This is a genomic window from Burkholderia metallica (assembly GCF_001718555.1).
In the GTDB taxonomy this organism is placed as follows: Bacteria; Pseudomonadota; Gammaproteobacteria; order Burkholderiales; family Burkholderiaceae; genus Burkholderia; species Burkholderia metallica.
On record NZ_CP013401.1, the window covers coordinates 316,550 to 330,879 of the forward strand.

Annotated in this window: 28 protein-coding genes; all 28 read left to right on the plus strand. The window is 59.7% G+C overall.

Going from position 1 to position 14,330, the window contains the following annotated elements; all coding sequences use genetic code 11:
- The first annotated feature begins 107 nt into the window (after positions 1-107).
- A complete protein-coding gene (gene rplC, locus WJ16_RS01370; protein WP_006482922.1) occupies positions 108-758 on the plus strand; it encodes a 50S ribosomal protein L3 in 651 nt (216 codons plus the stop codon).
- Positions 758-1,378, plus strand: a complete 621-nt coding sequence (gene rplD / locus WJ16_RS01375) for a 50S ribosomal protein L4 (protein ID WP_069255530.1) — start codon at positions 758-760, stop codon at positions 1,376-1,378. The genes rplC and rplD overlap by 1 nt, the downstream gene beginning before the upstream one ends.
- Positions 1,375-1,689 carry a 50S ribosomal protein L23 gene (gene rplW, locus WJ16_RS01380; RefSeq protein WP_004199275.1) on the plus strand — a complete coding sequence of 105 codons (315 nt, stop codon included), beginning with the start codon at positions 1,375-1,377 and terminating at the stop codon, positions 1,687-1,689. The genes rplD and rplW overlap by 4 nt, the downstream gene beginning before the upstream one ends.
- 2 nt (positions 1,690-1,691) lie before the next feature.
- Positions 1,692-2,519 carry a 50S ribosomal protein L2 gene (gene rplB / locus WJ16_RS01385; protein WP_006482900.1) on the plus strand — a complete coding sequence of 276 codons (828 nt, stop codon included), beginning with the start codon at positions 1,692-1,694 and terminating at the stop codon, positions 2,517-2,519.
- 10 nt (positions 2,520-2,529) lie between these two features.
- Positions 2,530-2,805, plus strand: a complete 276-nt coding sequence (rpsS, locus tag WJ16_RS01390; protein WP_004199273.1) for a 30S ribosomal protein S19 — start codon at positions 2,530-2,532, stop codon at positions 2,803-2,805.
- Between the two features lie 12 nt (positions 2,806-2,817).
- A complete protein-coding gene (gene rplV, locus WJ16_RS01395; protein ID WP_004199272.1) occupies positions 2,818-3,147 on the plus strand; it encodes a 50S ribosomal protein L22 in 330 nt (109 codons plus the stop codon).
- A gap of 11 nt (positions 3,148-3,158) precedes the next feature.
- The gene (rpsC, locus tag WJ16_RS01400; protein ID WP_069255531.1) at positions 3,159-3,959 is read left to right on the plus strand and encodes a 30S ribosomal protein S3; all 801 of its coding nucleotides are present in this window, start codon (positions 3,159-3,161) and stop codon (positions 3,957-3,959) included.
- Positions 3,960-3,961: 2 nt separating this feature from the next.
- Complete coding sequence (rplP, locus tag WJ16_RS01405; RefSeq protein WP_006482873.1) at positions 3,962-4,378, plus strand: 50S ribosomal protein L16; 417 nt, start codon at positions 3,962-3,964, stop codon at positions 4,376-4,378.
- Between the two features lie 9 nt (positions 4,379-4,387).
- Positions 4,388-4,582: a 50S ribosomal protein L29 gene (rpmC, locus tag WJ16_RS01410; protein ID WP_006400652.1), complete on the plus strand. Its 195-nt coding sequence runs from the start codon at positions 4,388-4,390 to the stop codon at positions 4,580-4,582.
- Positions 4,579-4,851 carry a 30S ribosomal protein S17 gene (rpsQ, locus tag WJ16_RS01415; protein WP_006477189.1) on the plus strand — a complete coding sequence of 91 codons (273 nt, stop codon included), beginning with the start codon at positions 4,579-4,581 and terminating at the stop codon, positions 4,849-4,851. Before rpmC ends, rpsQ begins: the two co-directional genes overlap by 4 nt.
- Before the next feature lie 308 nt (positions 4,852-5,159).
- A complete protein-coding gene (gene rplN, locus WJ16_RS01420; protein WP_006482918.1) occupies positions 5,160-5,528 on the plus strand; it encodes a 50S ribosomal protein L14 in 369 nt (122 codons plus the stop codon).
- Between the two features lie 9 nt (positions 5,529-5,537).
- On the plus strand, positions 5,538-5,846 hold the full coding sequence (gene rplX, locus WJ16_RS01425) for a 50S ribosomal protein L24 (RefSeq protein ID WP_006477187.1): 309 nt from the start codon (positions 5,538-5,540) through the stop codon (positions 5,844-5,846).
- Positions 5,847-5,862: 16 nt separating this feature from the next.
- Entirely contained in the window at positions 5,863-6,402 is a 540-nt protein-coding gene (gene rplE / locus WJ16_RS01430) for a 50S ribosomal protein L5 (RefSeq protein ID WP_006477186.1), read from the plus strand.
- A 7-nt stretch (positions 6,403-6,409) separates the two neighbouring features.
- The gene (gene rpsN / locus WJ16_RS01435) at positions 6,410-6,715 is read left to right on the plus strand and encodes a 30S ribosomal protein S14 (RefSeq protein ID WP_006482884.1); all 306 of its coding nucleotides are present in this window, start codon (positions 6,410-6,412) and stop codon (positions 6,713-6,715) included.
- A 14-nt stretch (positions 6,716-6,729) separates the two neighbouring features.
- Entirely contained in the window at positions 6,730-7,125 is a 396-nt protein-coding gene (rpsH, locus tag WJ16_RS01440) for a 30S ribosomal protein S8 (RefSeq protein ID WP_006477185.1), read from the plus strand.
- Between the two features lie 18 nt (positions 7,126-7,143).
- Positions 7,144-7,674 carry a 50S ribosomal protein L6 gene (rplF, locus tag WJ16_RS01445; RefSeq protein WP_069255532.1) on the plus strand — a complete coding sequence of 177 codons (531 nt, stop codon included), beginning with the start codon at positions 7,144-7,146 and terminating at the stop codon, positions 7,672-7,674.
- A 12-nt stretch (positions 7,675-7,686) separates the two neighbouring features.
- Entirely contained in the window at positions 7,687-8,052 is a 366-nt protein-coding gene (rplR, locus tag WJ16_RS01450) for a 50S ribosomal protein L18 (protein ID WP_006477183.1), read from the plus strand.
- Between the two features lie 14 nt (positions 8,053-8,066).
- Positions 8,067-8,585 (plus strand): 30S ribosomal protein S5, encoded by a 519-nt coding sequence (gene rpsE / locus WJ16_RS01455; RefSeq protein ID WP_006482895.1) that lies wholly within the window; start codon positions 8,067-8,069, stop codon positions 8,583-8,585.
- Positions 8,586-8,600: 15 nt separating this feature from the next.
- The gene (gene rpmD / locus WJ16_RS01460; RefSeq protein WP_006400644.1) at positions 8,601-8,783 is read left to right on the plus strand and encodes a 50S ribosomal protein L30; all 183 of its coding nucleotides are present in this window, start codon (positions 8,601-8,603) and stop codon (positions 8,781-8,783) included.
- 26 nt (positions 8,784-8,809) lie between these two features.
- Positions 8,810-9,244 carry a 50S ribosomal protein L15 gene (gene rplO, locus WJ16_RS01465; RefSeq protein WP_006477180.1) on the plus strand — a complete coding sequence of 145 codons (435 nt, stop codon included), beginning with the start codon at positions 8,810-8,812 and terminating at the stop codon, positions 9,242-9,244.
- 42 nt (positions 9,245-9,286) lie between these two features.
- Positions 9,287-10,636, plus strand: a complete 1,350-nt coding sequence (gene secY, locus WJ16_RS01470) for a preprotein translocase subunit SecY (RefSeq protein ID WP_006482915.1) — start codon at positions 9,287-9,289, stop codon at positions 10,634-10,636.
- A 7-nt stretch (positions 10,637-10,643) separates the two neighbouring features.
- Complete coding sequence (gene infA, locus WJ16_RS01475; RefSeq protein ID WP_004521905.1) at positions 10,644-10,862, plus strand: translation initiation factor IF-1; 219 nt, start codon at positions 10,644-10,646, stop codon at positions 10,860-10,862.
- A 20-nt stretch (positions 10,863-10,882) separates the two neighbouring features.
- Entirely contained in the window at positions 10,883-10,999 is a 117-nt protein-coding gene (rpmJ, locus tag WJ16_RS01480; protein WP_004199844.1) for a 50S ribosomal protein L36, read from the plus strand.
- Between the two features lie 38 nt (positions 11,000-11,037).
- Positions 11,038-11,403: a 30S ribosomal protein S13 gene (gene rpsM / locus WJ16_RS01485; protein ID WP_006477178.1), complete on the plus strand. Its 366-nt coding sequence runs from the start codon at positions 11,038-11,040 to the stop codon at positions 11,401-11,403.
- A gap of 28 nt (positions 11,404-11,431) precedes the next feature.
- Complete coding sequence (gene rpsK / locus WJ16_RS01490) at positions 11,432-11,833, plus strand: 30S ribosomal protein S11 (RefSeq protein WP_004197937.1); 402 nt, start codon at positions 11,432-11,434, stop codon at positions 11,831-11,833.
- A 154-nt stretch (positions 11,834-11,987) separates the two neighbouring features.
- Entirely contained in the window at positions 11,988-12,611 is a 624-nt protein-coding gene (gene rpsD / locus WJ16_RS01495; protein WP_006477177.1) for a 30S ribosomal protein S4, read from the plus strand.
- Positions 12,612-12,735: 124 nt separating this feature from the next.
- Positions 12,736-13,713 (plus strand): DNA-directed RNA polymerase subunit alpha, encoded by a 978-nt coding sequence (locus tag WJ16_RS01500; protein ID WP_006477176.1) that lies wholly within the window; start codon positions 12,736-12,738, stop codon positions 13,711-13,713.
- 150 nt (positions 13,714-13,863) lie between these two features.
- Complete coding sequence (gene rplQ, locus WJ16_RS01505) at positions 13,864-14,259, plus strand: 50S ribosomal protein L17 (RefSeq protein WP_006477175.1); 396 nt, start codon at positions 13,864-13,866, stop codon at positions 14,257-14,259.
- The last annotated feature ends 71 nt before the right edge of the window (positions 14,260-14,330 follow it).

A 14,330-nucleotide genomic window follows, 5' to 3' on the forward strand; every position in this document is an offset into this window, starting at 1 on the left:
GCTATACTGCTTGGCTTTTCGCGTATTCGCGTAAAAAAGTTGGGCCTTGCGTGCCTGGCATTTTGTAAATCAGCCCCGACCAATCGCAGTCGGGAATGGAGAAAATGATGAGCCTTGGACTCGTAGGTCGCAAGGTTGGCATGACCCGTATCTTCACGGCTGAAGGGGATTCGATTCCCGTCACCGTGCTGGACGTGTCGGACAACCGCGTGACGCAGATCAAGACTGTTGAAACCGACGGCTACACGGCCGTGCAGGTTGCATTCGGCTCCCGTCGTGCCTCGCGCGTGACGAAGCCGCTGGCAGGTCATCTCGCCAAAGCCGGTGTCGAAGCCGGTGAAATCCTCAAGGAATTCCGCATTGACGCGGCCAAGGCAGCCGAGCTGTCGAATGGCGCCGTGGTCGGTGCCGATCTTTTCGAAGTGGGCCAGAAGGTCGACGTGCAAGGCGTGTCGATCGGTAAGGGCTACGCCGGTACGATCAAGCGTTACAACTTCTCCTCCGGCCGTGCCACGCACGGTAACTCGCGCTCGCACAACGTGCCGGGCTCGATCGGTATGGCGCAGGATCCGGGTCGTGTTTTCCCGGGTAAACGCATGACGGGTCACATGGGTGACGTGACGGTGACGGTGCAGAACCTCGAAATCGCCCGTATCGACGCAGAGCGCAAGCTGCTGCTCGTGAAGGGTGCGATTCCGGGCGCGAAGGGCGGCAAGGTCTTCGTGACGCCGGCCGTCAAGACCAAGGGGGCGAAATAATGGAACTCAAGCTCCTGAACGAAAATGGTCAGGAAGGTGCAGTGGTCAACGCATCGGACGTCGTGTTCGGTCGTGACTACAACGAAGCGCTGATCCACCAGGTCGTCGTCGCTTACCAGGCGAATGCTCGCCAGGGTAACCGCGCACAGAAGGACCGCGAGCAAGTCAAGCACACGACGAAGAAGCCGTGGCGCCAGAAGGGTACGGGCCGCGCTCGTGCCGGTATGTCGTCGAGCCCGTTGTGGCGTGGCGGTGGTCGTATCTTCCCGAATTCGCCGGAAGAAAACTTCTCGCACAAGGTCAACAAGAAGATGCATCGCGCAGGTCTCTGCTCGATCTTCTCGCAGCTGGCCCGTGAAGGCCGTCTGTCGGTCGTCGAGGACATCGTTCTCGAAGCGCCGAAGACCAAGCTGCTGGCCGAAAAATTCAAGACCATGGGTCTCGACTCCGTCCTGATCATCACGGATACGGTCGACGAGAACCTGTACCTGGCATCGCGCAACCTGCCGCACGTGGCGATTGTCGAGCCGCGCTACGCTGACCCGCTGTCGCTGATCTACTTCAAGAAAGTGCTGGTCACGAAGGCTGCGGTCGCCCAGATCGAGGAGTTGCTGTCATGAGCGAGATTCGCAAGAACGATCATCGTTTGATGCAGGTCCTGCTCGCACCGGTGATCTCGGAAAAGGCGACGCTGGTTGCCGACAAGAACGAGCAAGTCGTGTTCGAAGTCGCACCGGATGCCACGAAGCAGGAAGTGAAGGCGGCTGTCGAGCTGCTGTTCAAGGTTGAAGTTGATTCCGTCAACGTGCTGGTTCAGAAGGGCAAGCAGAAGCGCTTTGGCCGTTCGATGGGCCGCCGCAAGGACGTGAAGAAGGCGTACGTCTGCCTGAAGCCCGGCCAGGAAATCAACTTTGAAGCGGAGGCCAAGTAATCATGGCAATCGTTAAAGTTAAGCCGACATCGCCGGGTCGCCGCGCGATGGTCAAGGTGGTCAACAAGAATCTGCACCAGGGCAAGCCGTTCGCGGCACTGCTCGACTCGCAGAGCTCGACCGCCGGCCGTAACAACAACGGTCGTATCACCACGCGTCACAAGGGTGGTGGTCACAAGCAGCACTATCGTATCGTCGATTTCCGTCGCACGAAGGATGGCATCCCGGCAAAGGTCGAGCGTCTCGAGTACGACCCGAACCGTAGCGCGAACATCGCGCTGGTGCTCTACGCAGACGGCGAGCGTCGCTACATCATCGCCCCGAAGGGCCTGACGGTCGGCCAACAGCTGATGTCGGGTTCGGAAGCGCCGATCCGCGCAGGCAACACGCTGCCGATCCGCAACATTCCGGTCGGTACGACGATCCACTGCATCGAGATGCTGCCGGGCAAGGGCGCGCAAATGGCGCGTTCGGCAGGTACGTCGGCCATGCTGCTCGCACGTGAAGGCGTCTACGCGCAGGTTCGTCTGCGTTCGGGCGAAATCCGCCGCGTGCACATCGAGTGCCGTGCAACGATCGGTGAAGTCGGCAACGAAGAGCATAGCCTGCGCCAGATCGGCAAGGCTGGCGCGAACCGCTGGCGCGGTATCCGCCCGACGGTGCGTGGCGTTGCGATGAACCCGGTCGATCACCCGCACGGTGGTGGTGAGGGCAAGACGGCTGCAGGTCGCGATCCGGTCAGCCCGTGGGGTACGCCGGCTAAGGGTTATCGCACCCGTAGCAACAAGCGCACGACGACGATGATCGTCCAGCGCCGTCACAAGCGTTAAGGAGTAGGCAATGGCACGTTCTGTAAAAAAAGGTCCGTTCTGCGACGCCCATTTGCTGAAGAAAGTTGAGGCGGCTGCAGCTTCGCGCGACAAAAAGCCGATCAAGACCTGGTCGCGTCGCTCGACGATTCTGCCGGATTTCATCGGCCTGACGATCGCTGTTCACAACGGCCGTCAACACGTTCCGGTGTACATCTCGGAAAACATGGTCGGCCACAAGCTTGGCGAGTTCGCACTGACCCGTACGTTCAAGGGTCACGCAGCCGACAAGAAGGCCAAGAAATAAGGGGCAATCAAGATGGAAGTGAAAGCAATTCATCGCGGTGCCCGCATCTCGGCGCAAAAAACGCGCCTTGTGGCTGACCAGATCCGCGGTTTGCCGGTCGACAAGGCGCTGAACGTTCTGACGTTCTCGCCGAAGAAGGCGGCTGGCATCGTGAAGAAGGTTGTGCTGTCGGCAATCGCGAATGCGGAGCACAACGAAGGCGCCGATATCGACGAGCTCAAGATCAAGAGCATCTACGTCGACAAGGCTGCATCGCTCAAGCGTTTCACCGCGCGCGCCAAGGGCCGCGGTAACCGCATCGAGAAGCAATCCTGTCACATCACTGTGACGGTCGGGAATTAAGGAGCCATACGATGGGACAGAAAATTCATCCGACTGGCTTCCGCCTGGCTGTCAGCCGCAATTGGGCTTCGCGTTGGTACGCGAACAACAACAATTTCGCGGCGATGCTGCAGGAAGACATCGGTGTTCGTGAGTACCTGAAGAAGAAGCTGAAGAACGCTTCGGTCGGTCGGGTCGTCATCGAGCGTCCGGCCAAGAACGCGCGCATCACGATTTACAGCTCGCGTCCGGGTGTGGTCATCGGCAAGAAGGGCGAGGATATCGAGCAGCTGAAGACGGAACTGCAACGCCGCATGGGCGTTCCGGTTCACGTCAACATCGAAGAAATCCGCAAGCCGGAAACCGATGCTCAGCTGATCGCTGACTCGATCACGCAACAGCTCGAGCGCCGGATCATGTTCCGTCGCGCGATGAAGCGTGCGATGCAGAACGCGATGCGTCTGGGTGCCCAGGGCATCAAGATCATGAGCGCAGGCCGTCTGAACGGTATCGAAATCGCTCGTACGGAGTGGTATCGCGAAGGTCGCGTGCCCCTTCACACGCTGCGTGCTGATATCGACTACGCGACCTCGGAAGCGAAGACGACTTACGGGATCATCGGCGTCAAGGTGTGGGTCTACAAGGGCGATACGCTCGGCCGCAACGACGCACCGATGGTGGAAGAAGTAGCCGAAGACAAGCGTCCGCGTCGCAATGCGCGTCCGGGCGACCGTCGTCCGCGCCGTGACGGCGAAGGCGGCGCTCCGGGTGCTCGTCGTGGCGCACCGCGCCGCGGCGCCGGCAAGCCCGAAGACGGCAAGACTGGAGAATAACGATGCTGCAACCGAAACGCAGAAAGTATCGTAAAGAGCAGAAGGGTCGTAACACCGGCAAGGCGACGCGCGGCAACGCAGTGTCGTTCGGTGAATTCGGCCTGAAGGCTATCGGTCGCGGTCGCCTGACCGCACGTCAGATTGAAGCGGCGCGTCGTGCAATGACGCGTCACATCAAGCGTGGCGGCCGCATCTGGATCCGGATCTTCCCGGACAAGCCGATTTCGCAGAAGCCGGCGGAAGTGCGTATGGGTAACGGTAAGGGTAACCCGGAGTACTACGTCGCCGAGATTCAGCCGGGCAAGATGCTCTATGAAATGGACGGCGTAACCGAAGAACTGGCACGCGAAGCGTTCCGTCTGGCTGCAGCCAAGCTGCCGCTGAAGACGGCATTCATCGTGCGCCAGCTCGGCGCCTAAGGAGAAAACATGAAGGCTTCCGAACTTCTCCAGAAAGACCAGGCCGCGCTCAACAAGGAGCTGGCGGACCTGCTGAAGGCGCAATTCGGCCTGCGCATGCAACTCGCGACCCAGCAGCTCACGAACACGAGCCAGCTGAAGAAGGTTCGTCGCGACATCGCACGTGTGCGGACCGTCATGACTCAGAAGGCGAACCAGAAATGAACGATAGCGTGAAAACCTCGCTGAAGCGGACGCTGGTCGGTCGGGTCGTCAGCAACAAGATGGACAAGACCGTCACCGTGCTGATCGAGCACCGCGTCAAGCATCCGATCTACGGCAAGTATGTCGTGCGCTCGAAGAAGTACCACGCGCACGATGAAGCGAACACCTACAACGAAGGCGATCTCGTCGAAATCCAGGAAACGCGTCCTGTTTCGAAGACGAAGGCCTGGACGGTGTCGCGCCTCGTCGAAGCCGCTCGCGTCATCTAAGCGGCAGTGCAGTAGGCAGTAACAGGCACTTCCCCACGAAGTGCTTGAAATCGCAAAGTTTTTGCTTGCGTGACCGGGATTATTTGTTATAATCCCGGTCTTCCCTCTTTATGGGAGCCCCGTCGCGGGCGAAGTTGGTGGGGGAAGCGGACTGGCGCCTGCCTGTCCGAAAGATTCACCGAATTGCGATGGCGGGTTTCGTTTGCCGTCGCTGCTGTTCCAACCCAAGCAGCCGATTGGCTGACGGGACCAAGACTGACCGAATGCATCATGGTGGTGCATCCGGATTAAGTTGGGAAAGACAAACCATGATCCAGACCGAATCTCGGCTCGAAGTAGCCGACAACACGGGTGCACGTGAAGTCCTGTGCATCAAGGTGCTCGGCGGCTCGAAGCGTCGTTATGCCGGCATTGGCGACATCATCAAGGTGAGCGTCAAAGAGGCAACGCCGCGCGGGCGCGTGAAGAAAGGCGAAATTTACAACGCCGTGGTGGTCCGCACCGCCAAGGGCGTGCGCCGTCAAGACGGCTCGCTGATCAAGTTCGACGGCAACGCCGCTGTGCTTTTGAATAACAAGCTCGAGCCGATCGGCACCCGTATCTTCGGGCCGGTTACGCGTGAGCTGCGTAGCGAACGATTCATGAAGATCGTTTCGCTGGCGCCGGAAGTGCTGTAAGGAGTCGCGATGAACAAGATTCGCAAAGGTGACGAAGTCATCGTCGTCACTGGCAAAGACAAGGGCAAGCGCGGCGTCGTGCTGGCTGTCGGTGCAGAACATGTGACGGTTGAAGGTATCAACCTCGTCAAGAAGCATGTGAAGCCGAACCCGATGAAGGGTACGACGGGCGGCGTGGAAGCGAAGACGATGCCCCTGCATATTTCGAACGTCGCACTGGTCGACGCGAATGGCAAGGCGTCGCGTGTTGGCATCAAGGTCGAGGAAGGCAAGAAGGTTCGCTTCCTGAAAACGACCGGTGCCGTACTGAGCGCCTGACGCAGCGGAGTAAAAAATGGCTCGTTTTCAAGAGTTTTACAAAGAAAAGGTTGTGCCCGGCCTGATCGAGAAGTTCGGTTACAAGTCGGTCATGGAAGTGCCGCGCATCACCAAGATCACGCTGAACATGGGTCTTGGCGAAGCGATCGCTGACAAGAAGATCATCGAGAACGCCGTTGGCGACCTCACGAAGATCGCCGGCCAGAAGCCGGTCGTCACGAAGGCTCGCAAGGCAATCGCAGGCTTCAAGATCCGCCAGGGTTACCCGATCGGCGCGATGGTGACGCTGCGTGGCCAGGCGATGTACGAATTCCTCGACCGTTTCGTGACGGTTGCCCTGCCCCGCGTGCGTGACTTCCGCGGCGTGTCGGGTCGTGCTTTCGATGGCCGTGGCAACTACAACATCGGTGTGAAAGAGCAGATCATTTTCCCCGAAATCGACTACGACAAGATCGACGCACTGCGTGGGCTGAACATCAGCATCACGACCACTGCGAAGACCGACGACGAAGCAAAGGCTCTGCTCGCCAGCTTCAAGTTCCCGTTCAGAAACTGAGGTTACCGTGGCTAAACTGGCACTGATCGAACGTGAAAAGAAGCGCGCCCGCCTGGTCGCGAAGTTCGCAGCAAAGCGCGAAGCGCTGAAGGCGATCGTCGAAGACCAAAGCAAGTCGGAAGAAGAGCGCTACGAAGCACGCCTGGAGCTGCAGCAACTGCCCCGCAACGCAAACCCGACCCGCCAGCGTAACCGCTGCGCGATCACGGGCCGTCCGCGTGGCACGTTCCGCAAATTCGGCCTCGCGCGTAACAAGATTCGTGAAATCGCATTCCGTGGCGAGATTCCTGGCCTGACCAAGGCGAGCTGGTAATAGGAGAAACGTAAATGAGCATGAGTGATCCTATCGCCGATATGCTGACTCGCATCCGCAACGCGCAGATGGTCGAGAAGGTATCGGTTGCGATGCCCTCGTCGAAGGTCAAGGTTGCAATCGCGCAAGTCCTGAAGGACGAAGGTTACATCGACGATTTCGCCGTCAAGGCGGAAGGTGCGAAGTCCGAACTGAATATCGCGCTGAAGTACTACGCGGGCCGCCCGGTCATCGAACGCCTCGAGCGCGTGTCGAAGCCTGGTCTGCGCGTGTACCGTGGCCGTAACGACATTCCGCAGGTCATGAACGGCCTCGGTGTGGCAATCGTGTCGACGCCGAAGGGCGTGATGACCGACCGCAAGGCGCGCGCTACCGGCGTCGGCGGCGAAGTCATCTGCTACGTCGCTTAAAGCCGAGGAGAGAGAAACATGTCTCGAGTAGGTAAGAGCCCGATCGCGCTGCAAGGCGCGGAAGTCAAGCTGGCCGACGGTACGATTACCGTCAAGGGTCCGCTGGGCACCATCACGCAAGCGGTCAATCCGCTCGTGAACGTGGCGAACAACGACGGCACGCTGAACCTGTCGCCGGTGGACGAAAGCCGCGAAGCAAATGCACTGTCGGGCACGATGCGCGCGATCATCGCGAATGCCGTGCACGGCGTGACCAAGGGTTTCGAGCGCAAGCTGACGCTGGTTGGCGTCGGTTATCGTGCGCAAGCGCAAGGCGACAAGCTGAACCTGTCGCTGGGTTTCTCGCACCCGGTGGTGCACCAGATGCCGGAAGGCGTCAAGGCAGAAACCCCGACGCAAACCGAAATCGTGATCAAGGGGATCAACAAGCAACAAGTCGGTCAAGTAGCTGCGGAAGTTCGCGGTTACCGTCCGCCGGAGCCCTACAAGGGCAAGGGCGTGCGCTATTCCGACGAGGTTGTGATCCTCAAAGAAACGAAGAAGAAGTAAGGGTGCGCAATCATGGATAAGACTCAATCTCGCCTGCGCCGCGCTCGCCAGACGCGTATCAAGATCGCTGAGCTGCAGGTCGCGCGTCTCGCCGTGCATCGCACGAACACGCACATCTACGCTCAAGTGTTCTCGCCGTGCGGCACCAAGGTGCTCGCCAGCGCGTCGACGCTCGAAGCTGAAGTGCGCGCCGAGCTCGCCGACAAGTCGGGCAAGGGTGGCAACGTTAATGCTGCGACGCTGATCGGCAAGCGTATTGCCGAGAAGGCCAAGGCCGCCGGCATCGAATCCGTCGCCTTCGATCGCTCGGGCTTCCGCTACCACGGCCGCGTCAAGGCGCTGGCTGAGGCAGCTCGCGAAGCTGGGCTCAAGTTCTAAGGAAGGAATTCGTCATGGCAAAGATGCAAGCGAAAGTTCAGGCTGACGAGCGCGACGACGGCCTTCGCGAAAAGATGATTTCGGTCAACCGCGTGACCAAGGTCGTGAAGGGTGGCCGTATTCTCGGCTTCGCCGCACTGACCGTGGTTGGCGACGGCGATGGCCGCATCGGTATGGGCAAGGGCAAGGCGAAGGAAGTGCCGGTCGCTGTCCAGAAGGCAATGGAACAAGCTCGCCGCAACATGTTCAAGGTGCCGCTCAAGAACGGCACGCTGCAACACGAAGTGCACGGCAAGCATGGCGCGTCGGCTGTCCTCCTCGCTCCGGCGAAGGCAGGTACGGGCGTGATCGCCGGCGGCCCGATGCGCGCAGTGTTCGACGTGATGGGCGTTCAGAACGTTGTGGCGAAGAGCCACGGTTCGACGAACCCGTACAACCTCGTTCGCGCCACGCTGGACGGTCTGCGCAAGCAGTCCACCCCGGCAGACATCGCGGCGAAGCGCGGCAAGTCCGTCGAAGAAATTTTGGGCTAAGCCCGGGTGGTCACCATGTCTGAAAAAACTGTCAAGGTTCAGCTCGTTAAGAGCCTGATCGGGACCCGCGAATCGCACCGCGCGACCGTGCGTGGCCTGGGCCTGCGCCGACTCAACTCGGTCAGCGAGCTTCAGGACACGCCGGCGGTCCGCGGCATGATCAACAAGGTCTCGTACCTCGTTAAGGTCATCGCGTAAGCGGCCCTACGGATCAAGGAGTTGATATGGAATTGAATAACCTGAAGCCGGCCGCTGGCGCCAAGCACGCCAAGCGTCGCGTCGGCCGTGGCATCGGTTCGGGCCTCGGCAAGACGGCTGGCCGTGGTCACAAGGGTCAGAAATCGCGTTCGGGCGGCTTCCACAAAGTCGGTTTCGAAGGCGGTCAGATGCCGCTGCAACGTCGTCTGCCGAAGCGCGGCTTCACGTCGCTGACGAAGGAATTCGTCGGTGAAGTGCGCCTGAGCGACCTCGAGAAGCTGCCGGTCGACGAGATCGATCTGCTCGCACTGAAGCAAGCCGGCCTGGTCGGCGAGCTGACGAAGAGCGCAAAGATCATCGCGACGGGCGAACTGAAGCGCAAGATCGTCGTGAAGGGTCTCGGTGCCACCAAGGGTGCGCGCGCTGCGATCGAAGCGGCTGGCGGTTCGTTCGCCGAGTGACACGCGTAGCGCGTCGTCACTTGCATTCATCGGAGAAGGTACTTGGCTAACAGCCCGAGTCTTGCAAAACCCGGTCGAAGCACGGCGAAATTCGGCGATCTGCGCCGGCGAGCGATGTTCCTGCTCCTGGCGCTGATCGTCTATCGCATCGGCGCGCACATTCCCGTGCCGGGCATCGATCCGGATCAACTGGCTAAGCTGTTCCAGAGCCAGGCGGGCGGCATCCTGGGCATGTTCAACATGTTCTCGGGTGGCGCGCTTTCCCGCTTCACGATCTTTGCGCTGGGGATCATGCCGTACATCTCGGCGTCGATCATCATGCAGTTGCTGGCGATCGTCTCGCCGCAGCTCGAGGCGCTGAAGAAGGAAGGGCAGGCTGGGCAACGGAAGATCACGCAGTACACGCGGTATTTCACCGTGGTGCTCGCGACCTTCCAGGCGTTCGGTATCGCGGCCGCGCTGGAAAACCAGCCGGGCCTCGTCACCGATCCCGGCATGCTGTTCCGTCTGACGACGGTCGTGACGCTGGTGACGGGCACGATGTTCCTGATGTGGCTCGGCGAGCAGATTACCGAGCGTGGTCTGGGCAACGGTATCTCGATCATCATCTTCGGCGGGATCGCAGCAGGGTTCCCGAACGCCGTCGGTGGGTTGTTCGAACTGGTGCGTACGGGTTCGATGAGCATCATTTCGGCGATCATCATCGTCGTTCTGATTGCCGCGGTGACTTACCTGGTCGTGTTCATCGAACGCGGTCAGCGCAAGATCCTCGTGAACTACGCGAAACGCCAGGTCGGCAACAAGATCTACGGTGGGCAGTCGTCGCATCTGCCGCTGAAGCTGAACATGTCGGGTGTGATTCCGCCGATCTTCGCATCGTCGATCATTCTGTTCCCGGCAACGATTCTCGGCTGGTTCAGTACCGGTCAGCCGACGGGAAGCTGGATTTCCAATACGTTGCATAACGTAGCGGAAGCGCTTAAGCCGGGCCAGCCGGTCTATGTGCTGCTGTACACGCTGGCAATCGTGTTTTTCTGCTTCTTCTACACCGCACTGGTGTTCAACAGCAGGGAAACCGCGGACAACCTGAAGAAGAGCGGCGCGTTTGTTCCGGGCATCCGTCCGGGCGATCAGACCGCACGATATATCGACCGCATCCTCACGCGTCTGACGCTGGCCGGTGCGATCTACATCGTCTTCGTGTGTCTGCTGCCGGAGTTTCTGGTGCTGCGCTGGAACGTGCCGTTTTATTTTGGTGGAACGTCGCTGCTGATCATTGTCGTCGTCACGATGGACTTCATGGCGCAGGTGCAGTCGTACGTTATGTCGCAACAGTATGAGTCGCTGCTCAAGAAGGCTAACTTCAAGGGCGGCAACATCCCGATGCGTTGAAAGGACTATGGCCAAAGACGATGTAATCCAGATGCAGGGTGAGGTGATTGAAAACCTCCCGAATGCGACCTTCCGCGTGAAGCTGGAAAACGGCCATGTCGTGTTGGGGCATATTTCCGGAAAGATGCGGATGCACTACATCCGCATCCTGCCGGGCGACAAGGTGACGGTTGAATTGACGCCTTACGATCTGTCTCGTGCGCGGATCGTGTTCCGGGCGAAGTGATTTGAAAAAAGGGTATTATCATGAAAGTGATGGCATCGGTTAAGCGCATTTGCCGCAATTGCAAGATCATCAAGCGCAAAGGCGTCGTTCGCGTGATCTGCAGCTCGGATCCGCGCCACAAGCAGCGCCAAGGCTGACCGCGCGTTTGTTTGCGCTTTTTGTTTGAGGAAAAACAATGGCTCGTATCGCAGGGGTTAACATCCCGAATCACCAGCACACCGAAATTGGCCTGACGGCGATCTTCGGTGTCGGCCGCACCCGTTCGCGCAGCATCTGCGTGGCAGCTGGCGTCGATTTTTCGAAGAAGGTCAAGGATTTGACCGACGCAGACCTGGAAAAGCTGCGTGAAGAAGTGGGCAAGTTTGTCGTCGAAGGCGATCTGCGCCGTGAAGTGACGATGAACATCAAGCGCCTGATGGACCTCGGTTGCTACCGCGGTGTCCGTCATCGCAAGGGCCTGCCGATGCGCGGTCAGCGTACGCGTACGAACGCACGTACCCGTAAGGGTCCGCGTCGTGCAGCGCAAGCGCTGAAGAAGTAAGCGGAACTGACAGTTACAGGAAAACGTAATGGCTAAGGCTTCGAACACCGCGGCGCAACGCGTTCGCAAGAAGGTTAAGAAGAACGTCGCTGAAGGCGTGGTTCACGTTCACGCGTCGTTCAACAACACGATCATCACGATCACCGATCGCCAAGGCAACGCTCTGGCATGGGCGACGTCGGGCGGTCAGGGCTTCAAGGGCTCGCGCAAATCGACGCCGTTCGCTGCTCAGGTCGCAGCCGAGTCGGCTGGCCGCGTCGCGATGGAATACGGCGTGAAGAATCTGGAAGTGCGGATCAAGGGCCCGGGCCCGGGTCGCGAGTCGGCAGTGCGCGCACTGCACGGCCTCGGCATCAAGATCACCGCGATTTCGGACGTCACCCCGATTCCGCACAACGGCTGCCGTCCGCCGAAGCGCCGTCGTATCTAAAGATGTGCTGGCACGTTCGTGCTGGCGCATTGCCTGTCGCCGCGTAGCGTCGACGGGCGTTGCTTTTTTGATTGACTAAGCCCACCGTTCGCCCCAAAGGGAGCGGACTAGCGCGGATTTCGATCCGCGTGACTGATTGATAAAGGAATGCAAAGTGGCACGTTATATCGGCCCCAAAGCCAAGCTGTCCCGCCGTGAAGGCACCGACCTGTTCCTGAAGAGCGCACGCCGCTCGCTCGCCGACAAGTGCAAGCTCGACAGCAAGCCGGGTCAGCACGGCCGTACCTCGGGCGCACGTACGTCCGACTACGGTACGCAGCTGCGCGAAAAGCAGAAGGTCAAGCGTATCTACGGCGTGCTGGAGCGTCAGTTCCGCCGCTACTTCGCTGAAGCCGACCGCCGCAAGGGCAACACGGGTGAAAACCTGCTGCAACTGCTCGAGTCGCGCCTCGACAACGTCGTGTATCGCATGGGCTTCGGCTCGACCCGCGCTGAAGCGCGTCAGCTGGTGAGCCACAAGTCGATCACCGTGAACGGCGTCGTCGCGAACGTCCCGTCGCAACAAGTGAAGGCAGGTGACGTCGTCGCGATCCGCGAAAAGGCGAAGAAGCAGGCGCGTATCGTCGAAGCGCTGTCGCTGGCTGAGCAAGGCGGCATGCCGAGCTGGGTTGCAGTCGATGCGAAGAAGTTCGAAGGCACGTTCAAGCAAATGCCGGAACGCGCTGAAATCGCAGGCGACATCAACGAAAGCCTGATCGTCGAATTGTATTCGCGTTAATCCGATTGACGGCCGAGGTATCCCGATTGCGTCATGCAAGGAGGGGCCTCGGCTGTTTATTTTCTGGTTGTTACCGGTCAGCCTTATCGGTGTAACGAGCCGAGGGTATTGAAAAGGAAAGCCCATGCAAACCAGTTTGCTGAAACCCAAGATCATCGCCGTGGAATCGCTGGGCGAGAACCACGCGAGGGTGGTCATGGAACCGTTCGAACGCGGTTACGGCCACACCTTGGGCAATGCGCTTCGCCGCGTGCTGCTGTCGTCGATGGTTGGCTACGCGCCGACCGAAGTGACGATCGCGGGCGTGGTGCACGAGTACTCGACGCTGGATGGCGTGCAGGAAGACGTCGTCAACCTGCTGCTGAACCTGAAGGGCGTGGTGTTCAAGCTGCATAACCGTGACGAAGTGACGGTTACGCTGCGCAAGGAAGGTGAAGGTGTTGTCACGGCCGGCGACATCGAGCTGGCCCACGACTGCGAAGTCATCAACCCGAATCACGTGATTGCGCATCTGTCGAAGGGCGGCAAGCTCGACGTTCAGATCAAGATCGAGAAGGGTCGCGGCTATGTGCCCGGCAACGTCCGTCGCTACGGCGAAGACACGGCCAAGATCATCGGCCGCATCGTGCTCGACGCATCGTTCTCGCCGGTTCGCCGCGTGAGCTACGCTGTTGAAAGCGCGCGTGTCGAGCAGCGTACCGACCTCGACAAGCTCGTGATGAACATCGAAACGAGCGGCGTGATCACGCCGGAAGAAGCGATCCGTCAATCGGCCCGCATCCTGGTCGACCAGTTGTCCGTGTTCGCGGCGCTGGAAGGCACGGAAACGGCAGCCGAAGCGCCGTCGCGTGCACCGCAGATCGATCCGATCCTGCTGCGTCCGGTGGACGATCTCGAGCTGACGGTTCGTTCGGCGAACTGCCTGAAGGCCGAGAACATCTACTACATCGGCGACCTGATCCAGCGCACGGAAAACGAGCTGCTGAAGACGCCGAACCTCGGTCGCAAGTCGCTCAACGAGATCAAGGAAGTGCTCGCTTCGCGCGGTCTCACGCTGGGCATGAAGCTCGAGAACTGGCCGCCGGCTGGTCTCGACAAGTAAGCCTGCTTGTAGCACTGCTGTAGCTGTAGTTGGCAAAGATGCGGATTTTCCTTTAAAATCCGCATCTTGCTTTTTTTTCGTTACCGGCCCGTGCACCGTTCGAGGTGCGATAGAAGAGCTGGATCAAAACTTTGAATCAAGGAAACTGAAATGCGCCATCGTCATGGTCTGCGGAAACTGAACCGCACGAGCAGCCACCGTCTGGCTATGCTCCGTAACATGTCCAACTCGCTGATCGAGCACGAAGTCATCAAGACGACGCTGCCGAAGGCGAAGGAACTCCGTAAAGTTGTCGAGCCGCTGATCACGCTCGGCAAGAAGCCGTCGCTGGCAAACCGTCGCCTGGCGTTCAACCGCCTGCGCGATCGTGACTCGGTGGCGAAGCTGTTCGACGTGCTCGGTCCGCGTTTCGCGAACCGTCCGGGCGGCTACCTGCGCGTGCTGAAGTTCGGCTTCCGCGTCGGCGACAACGCACCGATGGCACTGGTCGAGCTGCTCGATCGTCCGGAAGTCGACGAAACGGAAAACGTGCAAGAAGCTGAGTAAGCTTCCCGTACGTAGCAGGATCTGAAAAGGGCCGAGCAAATGCTTGGCCCTTTTTGTTTGTCCTGCGCCGG

Coding starts and splice junctions, on each gene's coding strand:
- rplD (WP_069255530.1), top strand. CDS start 758: ATGGAACTCAAGCTCCTGAACGAAAATGGTCAGGAAGGTGCAGTGGTC.
- rpsM (WP_006477178.1), top strand. CDS start 11,038: ATGGCTCGTATCGCAGGGGTTAACATCCCGAATCACCAGCACACCGAA.
- rplV (WP_004199272.1), top strand. CDS start 2,818: ATGGAAGTGAAAGCAATTCATCGCGGTGCCCGCATCTCGGCGCAAAAA.
- rpmC (WP_006400652.1), top strand. CDS start 4,388: ATGAAGGCTTCCGAACTTCTCCAGAAAGACCAGGCCGCGCTCAACAAG.
- rpsH (WP_006477185.1), top strand. CDS start 6,730: ATGAGCATGAGTGATCCTATCGCCGATATGCTGACTCGCATCCGCAAC.
- rpsQ (WP_006477189.1), top strand. CDS start 4,579: ATGAACGATAGCGTGAAAACCTCGCTGAAGCGGACGCTGGTCGGTCGG.
- rpmJ (WP_004199844.1), top strand. CDS start 10,883: ATGAAAGTGATGGCATCGGTTAAGCGCATTTGCCGCAATTGCAAGATC.
- rpmD (WP_006400644.1), top strand. CDS start 8,601: ATGTCTGAAAAAACTGTCAAGGTTCAGCTCGTTAAGAGCCTGATCGGG.
- rplB (WP_006482900.1), top strand. CDS start 1,692: ATGGCAATCGTTAAAGTTAAGCCGACATCGCCGGGTCGCCGCGCGATG.
- rplR (WP_006477183.1), top strand. CDS start 7,687: ATGGATAAGACTCAATCTCGCCTGCGCCGCGCTCGCCAGACGCGTATC.
- rplW (WP_004199275.1), top strand. CDS start 1,375: ATGAGCGAGATTCGCAAGAACGATCATCGTTTGATGCAGGTCCTGCTC.
- rplX (WP_006477187.1), top strand. CDS start 5,538: ATGAACAAGATTCGCAAAGGTGACGAAGTCATCGTCGTCACTGGCAAA.
- rpsK (WP_004197937.1), top strand. CDS start 11,432: ATGGCTAAGGCTTCGAACACCGCGGCGCAACGCGTTCGCAAGAAGGTT.
- rpsS (WP_004199273.1), top strand. CDS start 2,530: ATGGCACGTTCTGTAAAAAAAGGTCCGTTCTGCGACGCCCATTTGCTG.
- rpsC (WP_069255531.1), top strand. CDS start 3,159: ATGGGACAGAAAATTCATCCGACTGGCTTCCGCCTGGCTGTCAGCCGC.
- rplE (WP_006477186.1), top strand. CDS start 5,863: ATGGCTCGTTTTCAAGAGTTTTACAAAGAAAAGGTTGTGCCCGGCCTG.
- rplN (WP_006482918.1), top strand. CDS start 5,160: ATGATCCAGACCGAATCTCGGCTCGAAGTAGCCGACAACACGGGTGCA.
- infA (WP_004521905.1), top strand. CDS start 10,644: ATGGCCAAAGACGATGTAATCCAGATGCAGGGTGAGGTGATTGAAAAC.
- rpsE (WP_006482895.1), top strand. CDS start 8,067: ATGGCAAAGATGCAAGCGAAAGTTCAGGCTGACGAGCGCGACGACGGC.
- rplF (WP_069255532.1), top strand. CDS start 7,144: ATGTCTCGAGTAGGTAAGAGCCCGATCGCGCTGCAAGGCGCGGAAGTC.
- WJ16_RS01500 (WP_006477176.1), top strand. CDS start 12,736: ATGCAAACCAGTTTGCTGAAACCCAAGATCATCGCCGTGGAATCGCTG.
- rplP (WP_006482873.1), top strand. CDS start 3,962: ATGCTGCAACCGAAACGCAGAAAGTATCGTAAAGAGCAGAAGGGTCGT.
- rplQ (WP_006477175.1), top strand. CDS start 13,864: ATGCGCCATCGTCATGGTCTGCGGAAACTGAACCGCACGAGCAGCCAC.
- rplO (WP_006477180.1), top strand. CDS start 8,810: ATGGAATTGAATAACCTGAAGCCGGCCGCTGGCGCCAAGCACGCCAAG.
- rplC (WP_006482922.1), top strand. CDS start 108: ATGAGCCTTGGACTCGTAGGTCGCAAGGTTGGCATGACCCGTATCTTC.